The 21,462-nt window shown below is 67.3% G+C and carries 24 protein-coding genes and 2 pseudogenes; 7 read left to right on the plus strand and 19 right to left on the minus strand.

Going from position 1 to position 21,462, the window contains the following annotated elements:
* Positions 1-135: 135 nt before the first annotated feature.
* Positions 136-963: pseudogene (locus tag HNP02_RS42420) on the plus strand (GGDEF domain-containing protein); the annotation flags it as partial.
* A 32-nt stretch (positions 964-995) separates the two neighbouring features.
* Here HNP02_RS42420 and HNP02_RS02080 read toward each other — a convergent pair.
* From HNP02_RS02080 to HNP02_RS02100, 5 genes are read right to left on the minus strand one after another with little or no spacing between them, the layout of a single operon-like run.
* Positions 996-1,382, minus strand: a complete 387-nt coding sequence (locus tag HNP02_RS02080) for a DUF1304 domain-containing protein (protein WP_184433867.1) — start codon at positions 1,380-1,382, stop codon at positions 996-998.
* Between the two features lie 19 nt (positions 1,383-1,401).
* Positions 1,402-2,445: a Holliday junction branch migration DNA helicase RuvB gene (ruvB, locus tag HNP02_RS02085; RefSeq protein WP_184434957.1), complete on the minus strand. Its 1,044-nt coding sequence runs from the start codon at positions 2,443-2,445 to the stop codon at positions 1,402-1,404.
* Positions 2,446-2,471: 26 nt separating this feature from the next.
* Positions 2,472-3,059, minus strand: a complete 588-nt coding sequence (gene ruvA / locus HNP02_RS02090) for a Holliday junction branch migration protein RuvA (RefSeq protein ID WP_184433870.1) — start codon at positions 3,057-3,059, stop codon at positions 2,472-2,474.
* On the minus strand, positions 3,056-3,634 hold the full coding sequence (gene ruvC / locus HNP02_RS02095) for a crossover junction endodeoxyribonuclease RuvC (RefSeq protein WP_184433873.1): 579 nt from the start codon (positions 3,632-3,634) through the stop codon (positions 3,056-3,058). The genes ruvA and ruvC overlap by 4 nt, the downstream gene beginning before the upstream one ends.
* 32 nt (positions 3,635-3,666) lie before the next feature.
* Positions 3,667-4,278 carry a TetR/AcrR family transcriptional regulator gene (locus HNP02_RS02100; protein ID WP_184433876.1) on the minus strand — a complete coding sequence of 204 codons (612 nt, stop codon included), beginning with the start codon at positions 4,276-4,278 and terminating at the stop codon, positions 3,667-3,669.
* Positions 4,279-4,345: 67 nt separating this feature from the next.
* On the opposite strand from HNP02_RS02100, the gene HNP02_RS02105 reads away from it, so the two are divergent.
* From HNP02_RS02105 to HNP02_RS02115, 3 genes are all read left to right on the plus strand, one after another.
* Complete coding sequence (locus HNP02_RS02105; RefSeq protein ID WP_184433879.1) at positions 4,346-5,206, plus strand: alpha/beta fold hydrolase; 861 nt, start codon at positions 4,346-4,348, stop codon at positions 5,204-5,206.
* A 41-nt stretch (positions 5,207-5,247) separates the two neighbouring features.
* On the plus strand, positions 5,248-5,880 hold the full coding sequence (locus HNP02_RS02110; protein WP_184433882.1) for a TetR/AcrR family transcriptional regulator: 633 nt from the start codon (positions 5,248-5,250) through the stop codon (positions 5,878-5,880).
* A gap of 95 nt (positions 5,881-5,975) precedes the next feature.
* Positions 5,976-6,245: a hypothetical protein gene (locus HNP02_RS02115; RefSeq protein WP_184433885.1), complete on the plus strand. Its 270-nt coding sequence runs from the start codon at positions 5,976-5,978 to the stop codon at positions 6,243-6,245.
* Positions 6,246-6,257: 12 nt separating this feature from the next.
* Here the strand turns inward: HNP02_RS02115 and HNP02_RS02120 are convergent, their stop codons facing one another.
* Together HNP02_RS02120 and HNP02_RS02125 are read right to left on the minus strand one after the other, a co-directional pair.
* On the minus strand, positions 6,258-7,013 hold the full coding sequence (locus tag HNP02_RS02120) for a YebC/PmpR family DNA-binding transcriptional regulator (protein WP_184433888.1): 756 nt from the start codon (positions 7,011-7,013) through the stop codon (positions 6,258-6,260).
* Positions 7,014-7,098: 85 nt separating this feature from the next.
* A complete protein-coding gene (locus HNP02_RS02125; RefSeq protein ID WP_184433891.1) occupies positions 7,099-7,707 on the minus strand; it encodes a TetR family transcriptional regulator in 609 nt (202 codons plus the stop codon).
* Positions 7,708-7,803: 96 nt separating this feature from the next.
* On the opposite strand from HNP02_RS02125, the gene HNP02_RS02130 reads away from it, so the two are divergent.
* The 3 genes from HNP02_RS02130 to HNP02_RS02135 are packed head-to-tail and all read left to right on the plus strand — an operon-like array spanning position 7,804 to position 10,425.
* On the plus strand, positions 7,804-9,366 hold the full coding sequence (locus HNP02_RS02130; RefSeq protein WP_184433894.1) for an FAD-dependent monooxygenase: 1,563 nt from the start codon (positions 7,804-7,806) through the stop codon (positions 9,364-9,366).
* 4 nt (positions 9,367-9,370) lie between these two features.
* Positions 9,371-9,613, plus strand: a complete 243-nt coding sequence (locus HNP02_RS42425; RefSeq protein ID WP_255506109.1) for a hypothetical protein — start codon at positions 9,371-9,373, stop codon at positions 9,611-9,613.
* Entirely contained in the window at positions 9,526-10,425 is a 900-nt protein-coding gene (locus tag HNP02_RS02135; protein ID WP_255506110.1) for an alpha/beta hydrolase, read from the plus strand. The genes HNP02_RS42425 and HNP02_RS02135 overlap by 88 nt, the downstream gene beginning before the upstream one ends.
* A 65-nt stretch (positions 10,426-10,490) precedes the next feature.
* Here HNP02_RS02135 and pdxT read toward each other — a convergent pair whose 3' ends face one another.
* From pdxT to HNP02_RS02195, 12 genes and pseudogenes are all read right to left on the minus strand, one after another.
* Positions 10,491-11,072, minus strand: a complete 582-nt coding sequence (gene pdxT / locus HNP02_RS02140; protein WP_184433897.1) for a pyridoxal 5'-phosphate synthase glutaminase subunit PdxT — start codon at positions 11,070-11,072, stop codon at positions 10,491-10,493.
* Complete coding sequence (gene tesB, locus HNP02_RS02145; protein WP_184433900.1) at positions 11,069-11,914, minus strand: acyl-CoA thioesterase II; 846 nt, start codon at positions 11,912-11,914, stop codon at positions 11,069-11,071. The genes pdxT and tesB overlap by 4 nt, the downstream gene beginning before the upstream one ends.
* A gap of 42 nt (positions 11,915-11,956) precedes the next feature.
* A complete protein-coding gene (gene pdxS / locus HNP02_RS02150; protein WP_255506161.1) occupies positions 11,957-12,805 on the minus strand; it encodes a pyridoxal 5'-phosphate synthase lyase subunit PdxS in 849 nt (282 codons plus the stop codon).
* 136 nt (positions 12,806-12,941) lie between these two features.
* Positions 12,942-13,961 carry an NUDIX domain-containing protein gene (locus tag HNP02_RS02155; protein ID WP_375373633.1) on the minus strand — a complete coding sequence of 340 codons (1,020 nt, stop codon included), beginning with the start codon at positions 13,959-13,961 and terminating at the stop codon, positions 12,942-12,944.
* 58 nt (positions 13,962-14,019) lie between these two features.
* Positions 14,020-15,144, minus strand: a complete 1,125-nt coding sequence (locus HNP02_RS02160; RefSeq protein WP_184433910.1) for a glycosyltransferase family 4 protein — start codon at positions 15,142-15,144, stop codon at positions 14,020-14,022.
* Positions 15,144-16,100 (minus strand): phosphatidylinositol mannoside acyltransferase, encoded by a 957-nt coding sequence (locus HNP02_RS02165; protein ID WP_184433913.1) that lies wholly within the window; start codon positions 16,098-16,100, stop codon positions 15,144-15,146. The genes HNP02_RS02160 and HNP02_RS02165 overlap by 1 nt, the downstream gene beginning before the upstream one ends.
* Positions 16,097-16,801: a phosphatidylinositol phosphate synthase gene (gene pgsA / locus HNP02_RS02170; RefSeq protein WP_184433916.1), complete on the minus strand. Its 705-nt coding sequence runs from the start codon at positions 16,799-16,801 to the stop codon at positions 16,097-16,099. Before pgsA ends, HNP02_RS02165 begins: the two co-directional genes overlap by 4 nt.
* A complete protein-coding gene (locus HNP02_RS02175; protein ID WP_184433919.1) occupies positions 16,798-17,352 on the minus strand; it encodes an HIT domain-containing protein in 555 nt (184 codons plus the stop codon). The genes pgsA and HNP02_RS02175 overlap by 4 nt, the downstream gene beginning before the upstream one ends.
* A complete protein-coding gene (gene thrS, locus HNP02_RS02180) occupies positions 17,349-19,400 on the minus strand; it encodes a threonine--tRNA ligase (protein ID WP_184433922.1) in 2,052 nt (683 codons plus the stop codon). Before thrS ends, HNP02_RS02175 begins: the two co-directional genes overlap by 4 nt.
* 70 nt (positions 19,401-19,470) lie before the next feature.
* Positions 19,471-19,920, minus strand: a complete 450-nt coding sequence (locus tag HNP02_RS02185) for a TIGR02611 family protein (protein ID WP_184433925.1) — start codon at positions 19,918-19,920, stop codon at positions 19,471-19,473.
* Complete coding sequence (locus HNP02_RS02190; protein WP_184433928.1) at positions 19,917-20,543, minus strand: PaaI family thioesterase; 627 nt, start codon at positions 20,541-20,543, stop codon at positions 19,917-19,919. Before HNP02_RS02190 ends, HNP02_RS02185 begins: the two co-directional genes overlap by 4 nt.
* Positions 20,544-20,567: 24 nt before the next feature.
* Positions 20,568-21,354 (minus strand): annotated as a pseudogene (locus HNP02_RS02195) (aldo/keto reductase).
* Positions 21,355-21,462: the final 108 nt, after the last annotated feature.

Consider the following 21,462-nt stretch of genomic DNA (forward strand, 5'->3'; position numbering starts at 1 on the left):
TTCACGCGCTACATGGTCGCCTGCACCGTCGGCACCACCGGCCTAGCTCCGCTGCTCGCGCTGTTGAGCCCCTCCGCACCCGACGACGTGCGGTTTCGCGTCGTCGCAGTGTCGATAGCGACCTGCTGTGCGGTCATGGCGGTGCTGTGGCTCACGCGGTGGCCGACGCATGCTCAATCGGTGACGTTCGCGATCACCGCCAACGCGTGCATCGCGGTGTGGTGCCTTGCCCAGTCCAACCCCGCCGAAGGCATCCAAGGTGCCACCGCCTTCGTAGCGTTCGCCGGCTACGTCGCGTTCTTCCACACCAGTCGGTTTCTCGCCCTGACGCTACTCACGGCGACGGTTACGGCAACGATCCTGGCGATTCAGCTCAGCGAACACGTCGGCGTCGCCCTGACGCTGAGCAAACTCGTCGTGCTGTTCGTGAGCGTCCTTGCCGTGCCACTCTCCGCTCAGGTGCTGGTGCACATCCTTGGCATCGACGCGCTCAAGTCCGACACCGATCCCCTGACCGACCTGCCCAACCGGCGCGCGTTCGACCGATCGGTGCCGGCGATGGCGGCGGAGTCGGTTGGTGATTCGGCCGTCCTCGCCGTCGTGATGGTCGACCTGGATGCCTTCAAGCGAGTCAACGACACCGCGGGGCACGCCGCGGGCGATCAAACGTTGATCGCCGTGGCGGGCATCCTCCGGCATACGCGCCGGGGCAACTCGATCACTGCACGCATCGGCGGCGAGGAGTTCGTCGTCGCCGTGGTCGACTCCGAGCAGAGCGCCGTCGGAATGGCCGAACGTCTGCGTCGCGAGATCGCCGCGACGTCGTGGAACATCACGGCCAGCGTCGGGGTGGCCACCGCCTCACTGTCGCGGCCGCCAGAAGCGGGGATGCGCGCCCTGGTTCAGGGATTGGTGGAATCCGCGGACCGGGCCATGTACAAGGCCAAGCGCGCGGGCGGTGACCAGGTGTACGTCGTGGGCCGACTGGGTGAGGGCTACACCAGCAACCCGAGCAAGATCAAGATGACGGCGACCAACGGAAACGCGCCCTGGACCACCGCGGAGCGCGCCTTGTCCGGCGACGACACCAGAAGGACGATCGCCGCCGCGAGCATCGAACCGGTACCTGCGAGGAGCAAGGCCGCGCCGACCGGAGTGCCTCCCGAGATCGTGAACCCGATGCCCACTCCGGTCACGATCGCCAGGAAGAGGTTGTAGAACCCCTGGTTGAATGCCAGCTCCTTGGTGGCCTCCGCTGACTCGAGCGTGGTCCCGAACGTGGCGCGCGTCCGCGGCGCCGTCCACTGAAGCGACTCCAACACGAAGATGTAGACATGCAGCACCGCTGCCAATCCAGCGAATATCAATGCAGCGGTGACCATTACGCATCCACTCCCAAACTCATTCGAACATGCCCGATTGCCCAAGCCCGGTGACGCCGCTGGGCGGTGTCAAACCCAGATGGGTCCATGCCTGGCTGGTGGCCACCCGCCCACGCGGGGTGCGTGCGAGCATGCCCGCCCGCACCAGGAAAGGCTCGCACACCTCCTCGACCGTCGTGGACTCTTCGCCGACGGCCACCGCGAGCGTGGACACCCCCACCGGGCCGCCACCGAAGCTGCGGGTGAGCACCGAGAGCACGGCGCGATCCAGCCGGTCCAGACCCAGCTCGTCGACGTCGTAGACGGCCAGCGCGGCCTTCGCGATGTCGCGCGTGATGATGCCGTCGGCGCGGACCTCGGCGTAGTCGCGGACCCGGCGCAGCAGCCGGTTGGCGATGCGGGGCGTACCCCGCGATCGCCTGGCGATCTCGCTGCCCGCATCCGAGCCGAGTTCGATGCCGAGAATGCCTGCCGAGCGATACAGCACCCGCTCCAGCTCGGGAGGTTCGTAGAAGTCCATGTGGGCGGTGAAGCCGAACCGGTCGCGCAGCGGTCCGGTCAGTGCGCCGGACCGAGTGGTGGCCCCGACGAGCGTGAAGGGCGCGACCTCGAGCGGAATCGATGTCGCCCCTGGGCCCTTTCCGACGATGACGTCGACGCGGAAGTCCTCCATCGCGAGGTACAGCATCTCCTCGGCGGGCCTGGCGATGCGGTGGATCTCGTCGATGAACAACACGTCGCCCTCGACGAGGTTGGAGAGCATCGCGGCCAGGTCGCCGGCACGCAGCAGGGCTGGCCCGGACGTCACGCGCAGTGAGGTCCCCAGTTCGGCGGCGATGATCATGGCCAGCGACGTCTTGCCCAGACCCGGCGGGCCCGCGAGCAGGATGTGATCCGGTGTGCCGCCGCGGTTCTTGGCGCCCTCCAGAACCAGTTGCAGCTGCTCGCGCACCCTGGCCTGGCCGATGAACTCACCTAGCGTGCGCGGTCGCAGGCTCGCGTCGACGTCGCCCTCGCCGACCGTCAGCGCGGCGGACACCTCCCGGTCGGCGTCGTCGTCGATCTCCCGGTCGTCGTCGGCGAATCGGCTCACGCCGTCTTCCCCAGCATCGACAGCGCTGAGCGCAGCGCGCTCTGCGTAGTGGAATCGGGGTCCGCGGCGAGCACCTTGTCGGTGGCCTCCTCGGCCTGCTTGGCCGCAAACCCAAGTCCGACAAGCGCTTCCACGACGGGCACGCGCACGGCGTGCCCCACCGCGTTCGTCACACCGGGTGTCACGGGGCCGATTTTGTCACGCAGTTCGAGCACCAAGCGCTCGGCACCTCGCTTGCCGATGCCCGGCACCCGGGTCAGTGCGGTGACGTCGCCGTCGGCGAGCGCCCGGCGCAGCGCCTGCGGGTCGTAGACCGCCAATGTGGCCAGCGCGATCTTGGGCCCCACCCCGGAGACGCCGAGCAACGTGGTGAACAGATCGCGCGAGTCCCCGTCGACGAAGCCGTACAGCGTCATCGAATCCTCGCGGACGATCATCGCCGTGATCAGCCGGGCTTCGGTGCCGCGCCGCAGCGTGGACAACGTCGTCGGGGTGGTCAACACCTTGTAGCCAACGCCGGCCGCCTCGATGACGGCGTGATCGAGCGCGATGTCGAGCACCTCGCCGCGAATCGATGCGATCACGTCGCGCTCCGCGACATCCGACCCGGGGCCGCCTTGATCTTGGCCTCGTATTTCTTGCGTTGCTCGGCGGCCATCGCCTCGGCCGCGGCCATCCTGGAGATCATGGGTGCGCGCCAGCAGTGGCAGATCGCAAGCGCGAGCGCGTCGGCAGCGTCGGCGGGTGTCGGTTTGGTCTGCAGCCCAAGGATTCTGGTGACCATCTCGGTGACCTGAGCCTTGTCGGCGCGACCGTTGCCGGTGACGGCGGCCTTCACCTCACTGGGTGTGTGAAAGTGCACGTCGATGTCGCGCCTTGCGGCGGCGAGGGCGATGACCCCGCCCGCCTGCGCGGTGCCCATCGCCGTGTTCGCGTTCTGGTTGGCGAACACCCGCTCGATCGCGAGCACGTCAGGTTGGTGGGTGTCCAGCCAGTGCTCGACGACGTCGCTGATGGTCAGCAGCCGCAGCTGTAGGGGTTGGTCGGACGGGGTGCGGACCACGTCGACGTCGAGCGCGACCACCTTGCGGCCGCCGCTGCTCTCGACGACGGACAGCCCGCAGCGCGTCAGCCCAGGGTCGACGCCCATCACCCGCACTTTGACTCCTTCCCGAACAGTTGTTCGAGAGCCTAGCGGGCGGATCCGACCTCTACCGGCACGACACGCGGCAGCATTTGGACGCCCCGGTACCGCGGCGCGAGCACGCGGCCCGCGGCCAGTAGCGGTTCGGTGTCGCGCAGCGTCCGCGTAAGGACGAAGGCACCCTCCAGCGCACCGACCAGCGCGACGGTCAGGTCGCGCGCTTCGTCGTGCGAGAGTCCTCGCGCAACGAAGTACGCGGTGCCGCCGTCGAGCCAGCCGGTGAAGACGCATGCCGTGGCGTCGCGGAGTTCCTCGATCGTGTCGGCGACCTCGGCGGCGACACTGGCGACCGGGCACATGTTGGCGAAGCCGGTTTCGGCCATGTCCACGGCGGCCTGTGCGAACACCGACGCGACGGCCTCGCCGAGATCGTCGTGGGGATCGACCAGGGTGGGGATGAGTAGTCCATAGGCCGTGCCCGCGTTGATCAACGCCTCGCGCGCGATCTGCGCCTTGCCACCGGGAAAGTGATGGTAGAGCGAGCCGATCGGCGCCCCGGACGCCGCGACGACGTCCTTCATCCCGACCGCGCCATAGCCCTTGCGCCGCATCAGCTCCGCCGCGGCGGTGAGGATCGATTCCCTGGTAGTCCTTGCCAACGTCGCCTCCTGAAGACAGACTAGAGCATACGTTCTAGAATTACTGTTCTATTGGAGGTTGGTCGACGTGAAGTCGGTAGAGCTCGCTGCGGGGACCGTCGAATACCGCGAGGAGGGCGACCCGGACGGGCAGCCGGTCGTGCTGCTGCACGGCCTCTTGATGAACGACACCCAGTGGGATCTGGTCCTGCCACTGCTGCCGTCCGGCCATCGCTACCTGTTGCCGGTGCTGCCGATGGGCGGGCATCGGGTGCCGATGCGCGAGGCTGCCGACCTGACGATGCCCGGCATGGTCGGCATCGTCGCGGACTTCCTGGACGCACTCGACCTGACCGACGTCACGCTGGTGATCACCGACTGGGGTGGCGCGATCTTCCTCACCGACATCGGCCGCGACAAGCGGGTGGGCAGCATGGTGATCTGCCCGTCGGAGGCGTTCGGCAACTTTCCGCCCGGCTTCCCAGGCAAGGTCTCCTGGCTGATCAGCCGCAGCCCGCTGACGGTGTCGCTCGCGATGCGCCAGCTCCGCATCGGCTGGTTGCGTCGCCAATGGTTGATGTTCGGGATGATGGCGAAGAAGCCAGTCCCACAACACATCGTCGACGCGTGGTTCGACGCAGGCCTCAAGGACGAACGGATCCGGCGCGATCTGGTGAAGTACTGCCGCACCAAGTTCGTCAAACCCGATTTGGTGCGCAGCACCGAGCGGTTGGCCGCATTCGACGGCGACGTCCTCGTGCTGTGGAGTCACAACCCGGTCATGCCCGACGACCACGCGACGCGGCTGGCCGAGCTGACGAAGGGGTCGCTGCGGTACGTCGATGACGCGAACGTTCTGATCATGCTCGATCAGCCCGAGCAGACCGCCAGGGAAATCGGAACGTTCCTGAGCCGCCAGTCGCGCTGCGGGACGGGCCCCGGTAACTGATACTGAACGATGCGTTCAGTATCGATGTCCACCGTTGACCAATGACCGAAGACCTCGCCGACACGCAGTCGACATCCCCCGTCGCTTCGCTCGCCCCGGCAAAGACCCGGCCCGGCCGGCCTCGCAGCGAGCAGTCCAGGGCTGCCGTCCTACGTGCGGCGTCGGAGCTGATGCAGGAAGTCGGACTCCGGGCGATGACCACAGAACTGATCGCCGCCCGCAGCGGCGCGAGCAAGGCGACGATCTACAAGTGGTGGCCGAACAAGTACACCGTCGCCGTCGAGGCGTTCCTGTCGGAGATGTTGGCGGAGGCGCCCGATCCCGACTCCGGATCGGCCCGTGAAGACTTCTGCGTCGTGCTTCGCGGCGTGATGCACTTCTACACCACGCCGACCGGACGCATATTCGCGCAGCTGGTCGGCGAAGCGCAGTTCGACCCGCTGGTCCACGCCGAGTTGCGGGACGTGTTCATTCAGTCCCGGCGGCGCGTGGGCAGGGCCATCTGGGATCGCGGCGTCGCCCGTGGTGAGCTGCGCGCCGACGTCGACCCAGAGATCGCGATCGACATAGTGTTCGCACCGGCGATCTATCGCCTGGTCACAGGAAGCGGCGCACTCGACGCTGCCGCCGCCGAAGCGATCGTCGCCGCGGCGTTGTCCGGCCTCGCCGTGTGATCGACCGCACTCGTTGAACGGGGAAGTTTTCTGCTCGTGACAGCGCTGAAACCTAATGGAAACTGAACGTCCAGTTTCCATATAGGAGCTACACCATGAGCATCACGAAAGACATCCTCACGCCAGCGCTGCTGGTGGCCGCTGCGGCAGGTTCGCTTGCCCTCGCCCCGATAGCGCTAGCGGAGACGGCACAACCGCCGAACTGCGCGACCCTGAGCAGCTCGAGCACGCAATGCCAGACGCCGGGCAACGTCCAGCTGACCGCTACCCCGCCCTACGTGCCCTACCAGCAGCAATACCCGTACTTCGGCGGCGTTGTGATCCTCGATCATCATGGCCACGGCGGGTTTGGCGGACACCGCTAACAGCGGGCGAGATCAGTCCTCGTCGAGGGCTGCGGCTACCTCGTCGGATATGTCGACGTTGGAGTACACGTCCTGCACGTCGTCGGTTTCCTCGAGGGCGTCGAGCAGCTTGAGCACCTTGCGGGCGCCGTCGAGATCGACGGGCACCGTGACGGACGGCTGGAAGCTGGCCTCGGCGGATTCGTAGTCGATTCCGGCGTCCTGCAATGCCGTTCGCACGGCGACCAGATCGGTCGGCTCGGCGATGACCTCGAAGCTATCGCCAAGATCGTTGACGTCCTCGGCGCCTGCCTCAAGCACCGCCGTCAGCACGTCGTCCTCGGACAGGCCGTTCTTCTCAAGCGTGACGACGCCCTTGCGGGCGAACAGATACGCCACCGAACCCGGGTCGGCCATGTTGCCGCCGTTGCGCGTCATCGCGATTCGAACCTCGCTGGCCGCGCGGTTGCGGTTGTCGGTCAGGCACTCGATGAGCACCGCCACCCCGTTCGGGCCGTAACCCTCGTAGGTGATGGCCTGCCAGTCGGCGCCGCCGGCCTCCTCGCCAGCGCCACGCTTGCGGGCACGCTCGATGTTGTCGTTGGGCACCGACGTCTTCTTGGCCTTCTGAATGGCGTCGTACAGCGTCGGGTTGCCACCGGGGTCACCGCCGCCGGTGCGGGCCGCGACCTCGATGTTCTTGATGAGCCGGGCGAACTCCTTGCCACGGCGCGCGTCTTTGACGGCCTTTTGATGCTTGGTAGTCGCCCACTTGGAATGGCCGCTCATGCAGGTGCAACTCGCTTTCCTCAGACTGCAAGGTCAACCGTCGAGTCTACGTGGAGGTTCCCGACGAACCACACCGCCTCGGGCGCTACCCGGCCGGTTTGATCTGCCCCTCGACGTAGTGCTGCAGGTTCGGTGCGACGGCCGCGACGATCTCGTTGTCGCTCATCGACGCGACCGGCTCGATCTTCCATACGTAGCGCATCATCGCCAGGCCCATGATCTGCGACGAGATCAGGCCGCTGCGCATCAGTCGGTCGTGTTCGTCGACGCCGAGCTGAGCGAGGCCGATCAGGCTTCCCTCGACGATCTTGCGCAGCTTCTCGCGGGTCGCCTGTTCGTGTGCCGCCGTCAGCAGGATCGACCGCAGGACGGGACCGATCTCCTCGTCGGCCCAGGCGCCGAGCATCAAGCGCAACAATGCCGTGCCCAGTTCACCGACCGGCGTCGTCCACGTCTTCGCGACGTTCTCCAGCCACCTGGCCGGTGGGGCCGTCGCGGCGTCGAGCAGCGCCTCCTTCGACCCGAAGTAGTGGTAGACGAGCGCGGGATCGACGTCGGCCGTGCGGGCGATCGCGCGAATCGTCGTACCCGCCCAACCGTTTTCGGCGAACTCCTCGCGTGCGGCGGCAAGGATGCGCGCGGCGAGGACGCCCCGTTCGTCGCGCGGCCCTGGGGTGGACGACTTCTTCACCATGAATTGACTCTCACGAAAATCACCTCTTGCGTAGGCAGTAATTTCAACATACCGTGAGACTAGTTTCAACAATACGTGAAATTTAGGAGTCACGACATGACCGACACCCCGACCACCCTCGAAGCCGTCGTCGTCGGCGCCGGTCCGGTCGGCCTCGTCGCCGCTTGTGAACTGGCGCGCCGCGGCATTCGCGTTCGCGTGATCGACAAGCTGGCCGAGCCCACCACCGAGTCCCGCGCCATCGCGATCCACTCGCGCAGCCTCGACATGTTCGATCGGATGGGCATCGTCGACGACCTCGTCGCGACGGGCGCGAAGTCGATGGGGATGAAGATGTTCAGCAATGGCAGGGAGCTCTTCCACGTCGAGTTCGACGGCGTGGACAGCGCCTTCCCGTGGTCGCTGCTCACCCCCCAAACCGAGACCGAGCGGGTGTTGTTCGAGCGGCTGACCTCACTCGGCGTTTACGTCGAGCGGGGCACCGAGCTCACCGACCTGACGCAGGGCGACAACGTCGTCCAGCTGACTGTCCGCCATTCCGACGGCGCCACCGAGACGATCGCAACACCATGGGTGATCGGCGCCGACGGCAGCCACAGCACGGTGCGCCACCTGGTCGGCGCCCGCCTGGCGGGCTCGTTCAAGGGTGAGCGCTTCATTCTGGGCGACTGCGACGCCGACAGCGACCTCGCCCCTGACTCGATGCACACGATGTTCGCGCCAGAGGGCCCCGTGCTGTTCATGCCGATGCGTGACGGCCGCGCCAGGATCATGGCCGAGATCCACGACGCACCGGGCACGCCACTCAACCTTCAACCGGCCCAGGATGACCTGCAACGGATCCTCGATCAGCGGGTCGGCGGGATCACCATCACGAAGAGCCACTGGCTGACCTGCTTCGAGGTTCATCACGGGCAGGTGCCTGCCTACCGATACGGCAGGGTCTTCCTGGTCGGCGACGCCGCGCACATTCACAGTCCCGCGGGCGGACAGGGCATGAACACCGGCATGCAGGATGCGTTCAATCTCGTCTGGAAGCTGGCCGCGACGATCAGCGGTGACGGTGGCCAGGCCCTGCTCGACAGCTATCACGTGGAGCGCTACCCGGTCGCCGAGCGGGTGATCTCCTTCTCCAGCAAGCTGACCACCGCGGCCACGTTGCATGGCGGTGCCCACGTGGTTCGCAACGCGATCATGAAGGTTCTCGGCAGCATCCCCGCCGTCGGCGACAAGCTCGCCGCCCTCGTCGAGGAGATCGGCATCGGCTACCAGGGCAGCCCGGCGGTGCTCGACAGGCGGCCGCGGCATGCCGACGTCGTCGCAGGCCAGCATCTGCCCCATCCCGACGACCCCGAACTACGCAAGGAACTCGGCCGGGTCTGCTCGGCTGGCCATACCGTGCTCACCGTCGCAGCGCCGGATGGTCCGACACCCGCTGCGGGGCCGGCCGGACACGTGCAGGTCCTCATCACCTCCGACGGCGCCCCGGTCGACGGACACGACGAGACCATCGTCGATCCGGGTGGCGCCATCGCCAAGCGGTACGGCTTGCGGTCCGGCGGTCGCGTCGTCGTCCGGCCAGACGGTTACATCGGGGCCGTCACGGCGCTGGACGATCCGGCTGGGATCGCGGACTACTTCGACCTGATCGCGCGGTGATCCGGTGTACACCTACGACATCGACATCGACGCACAGACGATGTTCGACGACCGCGCAGTGCAGTTCGCCAAGTTCGGCGTACCGACCGACGACATCGAACGAGTCCGCGCGGCGGTCACCGACATGTGGTCCGACGAGCCCGGCGGCTGGGTGTTCGAATGGTCGACGCTGGCGCAGCGGTACGCCGAGTGGGGCGATCATCGGATGCGTCGTTGGTATACGGCTGCGCGAAGTTCCCCTGCCTGACCGATCAGGCCAGGGAGCGTGCATTGCAACGGCAACTCGAGGAATTCGAGCTGGCTGCAAGGGATTTCCCCGTCCGCTTCGAGCGCCGCATCATCGAAGTGCCCCGTCGCGGGGGCACCGTCGAGGTGCCGCTGCACCTCTATTCGGTCGACGGCCAATTCGCCGGCCGGCCGGTGCTGCTGCTCAGCGGCGGCGTCGACACCTGGAAGATGGACGTGCACCCGTGGTGCGAGACCTTCACGCTGAACGCAGGCGTTGGCGTGCTCGCCTTCGACCACCCTGGCACCGGTGAAACGAGAATCCCTCTGGACGGTCACGCCGACGAGGTGGTCCGCGGCATCGCCGACTACGCCCGCGGCATCGGCGACGGTCGGGTCGCGCACTTCGGCGCGTCGTTCGGCGGCAACTTCGCCGCGATGTCCGGATTGGCCGGAATCGTGGACGCCGCAGTCGATCTCGGTGGCCCCGTGGTCGACTCATTCCATCAGGAGAACCTCGCCAAACTACCCTTCGGGATGCACGACATCCTTGGCAACGCGATGGGGTGGGACCACTCCCCGACCCCGACGGAGCTCCGTGCCGGGCTCGACGAGCTGTCACGGCGGGACCTTCTTGCCCAGCAGACCAATTCGGCGATGCTGGTGATCAACGGCGCCGACGACGTGTTCATCCCTCGATCGGACACGCTGGTGTTCGAGGGTCGACGCGACACCGAGGTGCACCTACTTCCCGACAGCGGGCACGTCGCGGTGAGCAAGGCCGCCGAGGTCGTGCCCATGGTCGTCGACTGGCTCCGCCGCCACCTCCCCTAACTTGCGATTTGGGCGCGGAAATCCGCGCTCACCGCGCTCACCGCGGGTTAGCGCGCCGAAATCGCTTAGAGGGAGGCGACGAACAGGCGATGGACCCGTCGGTCGCCGGTCATTTCCGGGTGGAACGACGTCGCGAGCATCCGGCCCTGCCGGACGGCGACGGGATGCCCCGCCGCTTCGGCGAGGATCTCGACGTCGGGGCCGACGCGCTCGACCCATGGCGCGCGGATGAACACGGCGTGCATGGGTTCGTCCAGCCCTTGGAAGGCGATGTCACCCTCGAACGAGTCGACCTGCCGCCCAAAGGCGTTGCGTCGCACCGTCATGTCGATGGCACCGAGCGGCACGGCCTCTCGCCCTGGCACGCCCGCATCGTTGATCGTGGTGGCGAGCAGGATCATGCCCGCACAAGAACCGTACGCAGGCATGCCGTCGGCCAGCCGCGCCCGCAACGGCTCGAGCAGCTCGAACTCCCGCAGTAGAAGGCTCATCGCCGTGGACTCGCCACCGGGAATCACCAACGCATCGACGGCGTCCAACTCGGTCCTGCGCCGCACCGTCACGGCCTCGGCGCCTGCCTCGGTCAGCGCCGCCAGATGTTCTCGGGTATCACCTTGCAGCGCAAGGACTCCGACGCGCGCGCTCACTCGCGGTTGGGCATGAAGTCACGCTGGTAGCGGGTCAGCCCCTCCTGCATCACCGCGGCGACCATCTCGCCGTACTGGTTGAAGAGCTTGCCCTGGGTGAGCGCACGCCCGCCACACGCCGACGGCGAGGACTGGTCGTACAGCAGCCACTCGTCGGCGCGGAACGGGCGCATGAACCACATCGCGTGATCGAGCGACGCGATCATCAGGTGGTTGCGCTCCTTGGGGTGATTCACCTGTGCCGAACCGAGCAGCGTCAGGTCGCTGAGGTAGGCCAGGGCGCAGATGTGCAGCACCGGGTCGTCGGGCAGCGGATCGGTGTGGCGGAACCACACCTGCTGCTGCGAGGCCTTGCCTGGCAGCAGGGCTACCTGGTCGCGCGGCACGATGCGAACGTCCCACTCCGCGAACTGGGCGAACCCGGCATCGTCGAACGCCCCACCCGACCGGAAACCGGGCAGGTCATCCGGCGGCGGCGCGGCGGGCACGGGGTCCTGGTGCTCGATGCCACTCTGGTCGGTCTGAAACGACGCCGACATGCTGAAGATGGTCTCGCCGTGCTGGATGGCGCTCACCCGTCGGGTAGCGAACGAGCCTCCGTCGCGGAGCCGTTCGACCAGATAGACCGCGGGCGCCCTGGCATCGCCGGGCCGCAGGAAATAACCGTGCAGCGAGTGCACCTGGTAGTGCGGGTCGACCGTACGCACGGCCGACACCAGTGACTGGCCGGCCACATGACCGCCGAAAGTGCGTTGCAAGAAGCCCGATTCGGGGCTGAACACACCACCGCGGTAGATGTTGACCTCGAGCTGCTCGAGATCGAGGATCTTTTCGATCGACATGTGGCTACTGTGCCATCCGCGCATCGCGCGAGCGGCGCACCCCTACCAGCCGCGTTCGGCGAGCCGGTGTGGCTGCGCGATGTCCTCCACGTTGATGCCGACCATGGCCTCGCCCAACCCACGCGACACCTTGGCCAGCACGTCGGGATCGTCGTAGAAGGTGGTGGCCTTCACGATCGCCGCACCGCGCTCGGCGGGGTTGCCGGACTTGAAGATGCCCGAACCGACGAACACACCCTCGGCACCCAGCTGCATCATCATCGCCGCATCCGCAGGAGTGGCGATGCCACCAGCGGTGAACATCGTCACCGGCAGCTTGCCCGCCCGCGCCACCTCGACCACCAGGTCGTACGGCGCCTGCAGTTCCTTTGCCGCGACGAACAATTCGTCCTCGCTCAGCGACGACAGTCGACGGATCTCCCCGCCGATGGCCCGCATGTGCGTGGTCGCATTCGATACGTCCCCGGTACCCGCCTCGCCCTTGGAGCGGATCATCGCCGCACCCTCGGTGATCCGGCGCAACGCCTCGCCCAGGTTGGTCGCCCCGCACACGAACGGCACGGTGAACTTCCACTTGTCGATGTGGTTGGCGTAATCGGCAGGGGTCAGCACTTCGGACTCGTCGACGTAGTCCACCCCGAGGCTCTGCAGGATCTGCGCCTCCACGAAGTGACCGATGCGCGCCTTGGCCATCACCGGGATGGTGACCGCGGCGATGATGCCCTCGATCATGTCCGGGTCGCTCATCCGCGACACCCCGCCCTGGGCACGAATGTCGGCGGGCACGCGCTCGAGCGCCATCACCGCAACCGCACCCGCAGCCTCGGCGATCCGGGCCTGTTCGGGCGTGACGACGTCCATGATGACGCCGCCTTTGAGCATCTCGGCCATTCCGCGCTTGACCCGGGCGGTTCCGGTCTGGGTCACCGACCCGTTAGGTGCGGTATCCACGCTATCTCCTCCAAATAGGTACTGAACCAGTCTAGTGGCACGGCCAAATCGATTAGATCCGCATTTCTGCCAGCCATTATCGGATGGACTGCAACTCTCGTACCGGCCCGCCCGAGGCCGTCACGTTGGCCTCCGCAAGCAGTTCGGCCAACTGCAGCGGGTAGACCGTTTCACCACGGGCAGCCAGCTCACCGATGGTGTCCTCGTCACACCAACGGTGCCCGTGGATGGACCGACGCTCGAGCGCGGTGTGGCCGCTGGTCGACGGTTCGAACCGCGTTGTGCGATGGATGAAGAACATTTCCTCGCTGCGGATCACCGTGCCGTTGAATTCGAACACCGCCTCGCGCCGCCACACCGGACCGATCAGGTCGGCGGGGCTGACGATCAGCCCGGTCTCCTCCTCGATCTCGCGTACCGCGGCGTCGGGGAGCGCCTCCCCCGGTTCCACCGCGCCGCCCACCGTGAACCACCAGCGTGGCGCAACGCCTGCCTCGCTGGCCGGGTCGGAGCCACAGAACAGCAGCACGCTGCCCTGCTCGTCGAGCAGCACGACACGCGCCGACGTGCGCGGGTTCACCGGCCCGACGGAGCGCCGCGAGGATCGCTCGGCGATCTCGAAATACGTTGGCAATGCCGCGGTTCCACCGAGGTGAAGCCATCGCACCATCGGCCGCTCACGCAGCGAGAGGGTGTCGCGGACGGCGTCGTTGTGAAACCGGCGGGCTAGCATCACACGTGCCTCGGCATCGGCCAACTCCGCCACCAATGGCACCGGCAACGAAACGGGATCCACCAACGCGAGCGCCCCGGACAGCTCGTTCTCGGCGGCCTCCCGCCCGGACCGCGGCGCCCGCTCGGCGGCGTCGGCCAGTGCGGCCAACCGCACACCAGCGGCTGACCCGCCGTAGGCGTCGGTCGCGACGGCCCTCGCCACCACGGCGCGCCGCGCCAACAGGCCGTCGAGCGCAAGCCACGACAGGTCGTATCGGACGTGCAGGCGGTCCAGCCGGTTCGCGGTCTGAAAGGCCCAGACACCGCCGACCAGCAGCACCACGGCCAGAAGCACCAGCGCGATCACCAAGAGCCAACTGATCAACCCACGCCCCCAGTCGCTTCGCTCTCCCCCGCAAGCGGGGGGACCCCCAACGCCGTCACGATGCCACCTGGACCTTCGCGCCCGCCCCTGCCACCGTCTCGTAGACCCGCAGGATCTGTCGGGCCACCACCGACCAGTCGTAACGGCGCACTGCCTTCGCCGCGCCCTCGACGTAACGCTCGCGGACCGCGTCGTCGGACAGCAATTCGATCAACCCCGAAGCCAGCGCCGCCGAATCGTCGACGGGCACCAACAGGCCCGCGGCACCGTCCTCGAGCACTCGGCGGAACGCGTCGAGGTCGCTGGCCACCACGGCGGTGCCCGCGGCCATCGCCTCGACCAGCACGATGCCGAAGCTCTCGCCGCCGGTGTTCGGCGCGCAGTACACGTCGGCGCTGCGCATCGCGGATGCCTTCGCGGCGTCGTCGACAAGCCCGAGGAAGCGCAGGTGCCCGGCCAGCGCGCCTGCTTCCTCCGTCAGCTCCTCCTCGTCGCCGCGCCCGACGACGAGCACCTCGACGTCGGGCAGCGCGTCGACCAGTGCGGGCAGCGCACCGAGCAGAACCGACATGCCCTTGCGTGGTTCGTCGAAGCGACCAAGGAACAGCACGGTCTTGCCGGGTCGCGGGTACCCGTCGAGCTTCGGCGCCGTCTCGAACGAGGCGACGTCCACGCCGTTGGGAATCTCGACGGCGTCGGACCCCAGTGCCTCCATCTGCCAGCGCCTGGCCAGATCCGATACCGCGATGCGGCCGACGATCTTCTCGTGCCAGGGACGCAGAATGCCCTGAAAGACGCTGAGGGTCAACGACTTCGTGGTCGACGTGTGGAACGTCGCGACGATCGGCCCCTCGGCGATCATCAACGCAAGCATCGACAGGCTTGGTGCGTTTGGCTCGTGCAGGTGCAGCACGTCGAAGTCACCGTCGACGAGCCACTTCTTCACCGTGCGGTGGGCGGCAGGGCCGAACCGCAGCCGTGCGACCGACCCGTTGTACGGAATCGGGAGGGCCTTCCCTCCGGAGACGACGTAATCGGGCAGCGAGGCGTCCGGCGACGATGGGGCGAGCACGCTGACCACGTGTCCGTAGCCGACCATCACCTCGGCCAGCTGCAGCACGTGCGCCTGAACGCCGCCGGGTACGTCGAACGAGTACGGGCAGACCATCCCGATGCGCATCAGGACGCCTCACCGGCCAAGCGCGCCCGGCGTTCGTCCGACAGGTCGGCAATCCACTGCGGCTGCAGCATGTGCCAGTCGGCGGGATGGGCGGCGATGTCGATGGCGAACTGGTCGGCCAGCGCCTGCGTGACCACGTTGACGTCACCCGACGAGAGGTCCAACGGCGGATGGACGGTGGTCACCGTCACGTCGGGCTTGAACCAGGGGTGCGTGGGAAGCAGCGCGGCACCCGTCGCCAGCGCCAACTTGGCCGGCCCGGCGGGCAGTCGGGTGGGCTCACCGAAGAAGTCGACCTGCACACCCGACCGGGTCAGGTCGCGATCCGACATCAGGCAGACCAGCCCGTTGCTCCGGAGTCGCTCGGCCAGGATCTCGAACGGCGGCCGTTCCCCTCCGGTCAGCGGAAGCACCTCGAACCCCAGGCTCTCGCGGTAGTCGAGGAACCGCTTGTACAACGATTCGGGCTTGAGCCGTTCGGCGACGGTGGCGAAGTTGCCGTAGATGTTGGTGAGCCACACCCCTGACATGTCCCAGTTGCCACTGTGCGGAAGCGCCAAAATCGCACCGCGGCCGGCTTCCAGTGCGGCGACGACGTTCTCGCCGCCCTGCACGGCATCGTTCAGTCGGCGCGCCAACACCTGGTGATCCATCGAAGGCAACCGGAAGGCCTCCCGCCAGTACCGGGCGTAGGAGGCCAACGAAGCGCGAATCAGGCTGCCAGGCACCTCGGCGGGCGGCACCCCGATCACCCGGGCCAGGTTCTTGCGCAGTTGTTCGGGGCCGCCGCCGCGGGATGCGTACCACGCACCGGCGTCGAAGGCATTGCGGGCGGCGAACTCCGGCATGGCGCGCACCACTCGCCAGCCCGCGCCGTAGCCCAGATCGGCGAGCTGACCGCTCAGCGGAATCGTGAGCCCGCGCACACTCGGCAGTCCCGCCGACGGCGTGCTCACTGTGCGCTCGCTTCGCCTTGTGAATCGGCGTCCGGCTGAGCCGAATCAGCCTGCGGCTGCGGCGAATCCGTCTCCAGCGGCTCCATCGCGCCCGGCGAGGTGCGCACGGCGTGCACCCGCTGACCCAGTGTCACCAGGCTGGTCACCGCCAGCAGCCACATCGCGACGTGCACCAACCACGGCACGTGCAGGAACGGAACCCCCGACAGTCCCGCTCCGATCAACACGATGAGCAGCCGCTCGGGCCGTTCGATGATCCCGCCGCCACCATCGAGCCCGTTGGCCTCGGCGCGGGCCTTGATGTAGGACACCACTTGTGAGGTGACCAGACAGATCATCGTGGCCACCACCAGCGAGGTGCAGTGCGTGCCGAACGCCGCCCACCACAGCAGGCCGCAGAAGATCGCGCCGTCGGCGATCCGGTCACAGGTGGCGTCCAACACCCCGCCGAACCTGGTGCCGAAACCACGTTCGCGCGCCATCGCCCCGTCGAGCATGTCGGCAAGGACGAAGACGGCCACCGAGAATGCGCCCCACCAGAGTTGCCCGATCGGGAACAGCGTCAGCGCCGAGATCACCGTTCCCGCAGTGCCGATGATGGTGATGCTGTCCGGGGTGAGCCCGGTACGCAGCGCGGCTCTCGCCACCGGTCTGCTGAGCTTCGCGTAGGCGGCCCTGGTGAGAAGGTAGTAGTCGCTCACGGCAGGCTCGCCCACGCGGTGGCCAGCAACTCGCGGGTGTCGCGGAGCAACTGCGGAATGATCTTGGAACCACCGATGATAGTGATGAAGTTCGCGTCGCCGCCCCAGCGCGGCACGACGTGCATGTGAAGATGCTCGGCCAACGAACCACCGGCGGCCGTTCCGAGGTTGAGCCCGACGTTGAAGCCGTGCGGCCGGGACACACTCTTCATCACGCGAATCGACTTCTGCGTGAAGGCCATCAGCTCGGCGCTCTCCGCGACGGTGAGGTCCTCGAGCTCGGCCACCCTGCGGTAGGGCACCACCATCAGGTGCCCGGGGTTGTACGGGTAGAGGTTCAGCACCGCGTAGACGAGCTCGCCGCGCGCGACCACCAGTCCGTCCTCGTCCGTCATGTTGGGGATGTCGGTGAACGGTTCGGACGACTTCGCCGATCCGGTCTTGATCGCATCGGCGATGTAGTTCATCCGGTGCGGCGTCCACAGCCGTTGCAGGTGGTCGGGCTCGCCGACGCCGTGATCGACGATCTCGTGGCCGTCGTTCGATGTCACGTCGCGCCGACCTCGAGCAGTTCGGCAGTGGGAGCAGCGTTCTCACGCCGGGCGATCCAGTCCGCGATGGTCTCGACGGCCACGTCGCGAGGTACGCCGTTGACCTGGGTGCGGTCGCCGAACCGGAAGCTGACCGCGCCGGCCTCCACGTCGCGGTCACCCGCGAGCAGCATGAACGGCACCTTCTGGTTGGTCTGGTTGACGATCTTCTTCGCCATCCGATCGTCACTGGTGTCGACCTCGACGCGTATCCCCCGCGCCTTCAGTTGCGCGGCAACGCCTTCCAGGTACTCGACATGTCCGTCCGCGACCGGGATGCCCACTACCTGGACCGGCGCCAGCCAGGCGGGGAAGGCGCCCGCGTAGTGCTCGGTGAGGATGCCGAAGAACCGTTCGATCGAGCCGAACAGCGCGCGGTGGATCATCACGGGCCGCTGACGGCTGCCGTCGGCCGCGGTGTACTCGAGGTCGAACCGGTCGGGAAAGTTGAAGTCCAGCTGGATGGTCGACATCTGCCAACTGCGGCCGAGCGCATCGCGCGCCTGGACCGAGATCTTCGGTCCGTAGAACGCGGCGCCGCCCGGGTCGGGCACTAGTTCCAGGCCGGACGCTTCGGCGACCTCGGCGAGGGTGTTGGTGGCCTCTTCCCAGATCTCGTCGGAGCCGACGAACTTCTTCGGGTCCTTGGTCGACAGTTCCAGGTAGAAGTCATCGAGTCCGTAGTCGCCGAGCAGGCCGATGACGAACTTCAGTAGTGAGGTGAGTTCGTCGCGCATCTGATCACGGGTGCAGAAGATGTGCGCGTCGTCCATGGTGAGCCCGCGTACCCGGGTCAATCCGTGTACCACACCGGACTTCTCGTAGCGGTACACCGCACCGAACTCGAAGGCACGCAACGGAAGTTCGCGATAGGACCGCCCGCGGGCCCGGAAGATCAGGCAGTGCATCGGGCAGTTCATCGGCTTGAGGTAGTAGTCCTGACCCGGTTTGCGCACCGTGCCGTCCGCGTTGAATTCGGCGTCGATGTGCATCGGCGGGAACATCCCGTCGGCGTACCAATCCAGGTGCCCGGAGGTGTGGAACAGCTGCGCCTTGGTGATGTGCGGGGTGTTGACGAACTCGTAGCCGGCCTCGATGTGCTTTCGGCGCGAGTAGTCCTCGAGCTCCCGCCGGATGATGCCGCCCTTGGGGTGGAAAACCGGCAGACCAGAACCGATCTCGTCGGGGAAGCTGAACAGGTCGAGTTCAGTGCCCAGCTTGCGGTGGTCGCGCCGCTGCGCCTCCTCGATCAGCTCGAGGTGGCGGTCGAGCGCTTCCTGCGACTCCCATGCGGTGCCGTAGATGCGCTGCAGGCTGGCGTTGTCCTGATCGCCCCGCCAGTACGCGGCCGAACTGCGGGTCAGCTTGAACGCCGGGATGTACTTGGTGGTCGGGATGTGCGGACCACGGCACAGATCGCCCCAAACCCGCTCGCGGGTGCGGGGATTGAGGTTGTCGTAGGCGGTCAGCTCGGCGCCGCCGACCTCCATCACGTCGGGGTCGCCGGACTTGTCGTCGATCAACTCCAGCTTGAACGGCTCGTTGGCCAATTCCTCGCGGGCCTGGTCCTTCGACTCGTAGACGCGCCTGTCGAACAGCTGTCCTTCCTTGACGATCTGGCGCATGCGCTTCTCGAGCGCCTCGAGGTCGTCTGGCGTGAATGCCCGCGGCACGTCGAAGTCGTAGTAGAAGCCGTCGGTGATCGGCGGACCGATGCCGAGCTTCGCCTCGGGGAACATGCCCTGTACGGCCTGCGCGAGTACGTGCGCGGTCGAGTGCCGGATGACGCTGCGGCCGTCGTCGGTGTCGGCGGCGACGGGCGTCACCTCGGCGTCGGCGTCGGGTACCCAGGACAGGTCATGCAGCAGGCCTTCGGCGTCGCGCACGACGACGATGGCGTCCGGCGCCCCCCTTGTCGGCAGCTCCGCAGCACGAACCGCCGCCCCTGCGGTCGTCCCGGCAGCGACCCGGATCGGGCCTGCGAGGACGGGGCTGGCGGCGGGATTCATCGGTGGATCTCCTCGGTGCGGGTATGCGGGGGTTATCTGACCGCGACCATGCTATCGGGGAGCGTGCTGACTACCCCAGACCGATGGGGCTCTTCAGCCAGGACTGCTCGAAGCCCAACAATCCCGCGGCCCAGGCGAGCGCGCCGAACAGCCACAGCGTCGCCACCACCACCGCGGCGGTGAACAGCACGCCCAGTGCCTGGACCCACAGCCCTTGGCGCTTGAACCAGGCCATCACCTGGTCGTAACGCTCGCGGGTGAACTTGAGCAGCCGGCGTGCCCACTCGAATTCGGTGGCCAGGATCGCCAGGCCGACGAAGACGATCGCCCAGCCGGGACCCGGGTACGGGATCGCGAGGATTCCGACGCCGAGCACGGCAAGGCCGGTCACGCCGACGACGATGCGATAGGTGAAGTCGGCGGCCCTGCGCTCACGCAACGTGTCGCGCCACCTCGCCCAGCGCCGGGTAGGGCTAGTCCCCTTCTCGGGTCGCTCCGCTCCTGCCCTCCGAATGCTCATGGCTGCCCCGGCTTCAGTTTCACGAACAGTGCCTCGGCCTCGCACAGCACGGCGTCGCCGTCGAGCAGTCGCCCCGACACGAAGATCTTGCGGCCCTCCGTCCCGTCGATGGTCGCGTCGATGCCCAGTTCCCGTTCGACCGGGACGATCTGGCGGTAGTTCACGTGTAGGTAGGCCGTGCGCTGGTAGAAGCTTGCGCCGAGTTTGACGGCGGTGAAGCCGAGCAGTGAGTCGAACAGCAGGGCCAGCGCGCCGCCGTGTACTGCGCCGTTGCGACCGAGGTGATAGCGCCGGAACCGAGCGGTGCCACCGATCCGGCCGTCCTCGGTCACGGCCAGGTCGACCGGCACCTGCAGAATGTTGCCCCTGTTGGGCAGGTCCATCCGCCGCCCCGACGGGGAATGCCATTCGTCGGCGTCGTAGGGCGCCAGCTGGCGATTCAGTTCGTCGAGCACGTCGGCTGCCCTGGCGATGACGTCGTCGGGTGCGTCGGCCGAGCGGGCGTGGTCCTGGAGCGCGCGAACGGCCTCGACGAATCGCCCGTAGTCGGGCCCGCCGCGGTTGGTGGGATCCGGCGGGTTGAATCCGCCGCCGGGGTGCGCCTCTGTCGGTTCGGTAACCACACGGTCACCGTATTGCCGACGTCCTCAGCTTGCCGAGCCGGCACTGCTCAATGTGTCGAACTCCGCATCGGACAGCTCGATTCCTGCGGCCGCGACGTTCTCCTCGAGGTGCGCCACCTTCGACGTGCCTGGGATCGGCAGCATCACCGGCGAACGCTTGAGCAGCCAGGCCAGCGCCAGCTGCGACGGGCTGGAGTGGTGGTCGGCGGCGATGCGCTGCAACGGGCCGTCGGAGGCCGACAACGGTCCGCCCGCGAGCGGGAACCACGGAATGAACGCGATGCCCTCCTCGGTGACCTTGTCCAGCAGTGCCTCCGACGTACGAACGGTGAGGTTGTACATGTTCTGCACCGAGACGATGGTCGCCGTCTTCTGTGCGACGGCAAGCTGCTCGACGCTGACCTCGGACAGCCCGATGTGGCGGATCTTGCCCTCCTGCTGCAGCGCGACGAGCTCGCCGATCTGGTCCTCGGCAGGGAACTTGTCGTCGATGCGGTGCAACTGGAACAGGTCGATGCGTTCCACGCCGAGCCTGCGCAGGCTCATCTCGCACTCCTGACGGAGATACGCCGGGTAGCCCAGCACCGGCCACACATCGGGCCCGGTGCGCAGCAGACCGGCCTTGGTGGCGATGACGACGTCGGTGTAGGGGTGCAGCGCCTCGCGGATCAGCTCCTCGGAGACGTTACGGGCCGTAGGAGTTGGCGGTGTCGATGAAGTTGACGCCGAGTTCGACGGCACGGCGCAGCACGCGGATGCACTCGTCGCGGTCGGCGGGCGGCCCCCACACCCCCTTGCCGGTCAATCGCATGGCGCCGAAGCCCAGCCGGTTGACGGTCAGGTCCCCGCCGATGTCGAAGGTTCCCGATTCCCCGGCCACGGATTGGTTGCTCACGTGTACGACCGTACGCCCGTGATG

It is taken from the genome of Mycobacterium sp. AZCC_0083, assembly GCF_014202335.1.
Lineage (GTDB): Bacteria > Actinomycetota > Actinomycetes > Mycobacteriales > Mycobacteriaceae > Mycobacterium.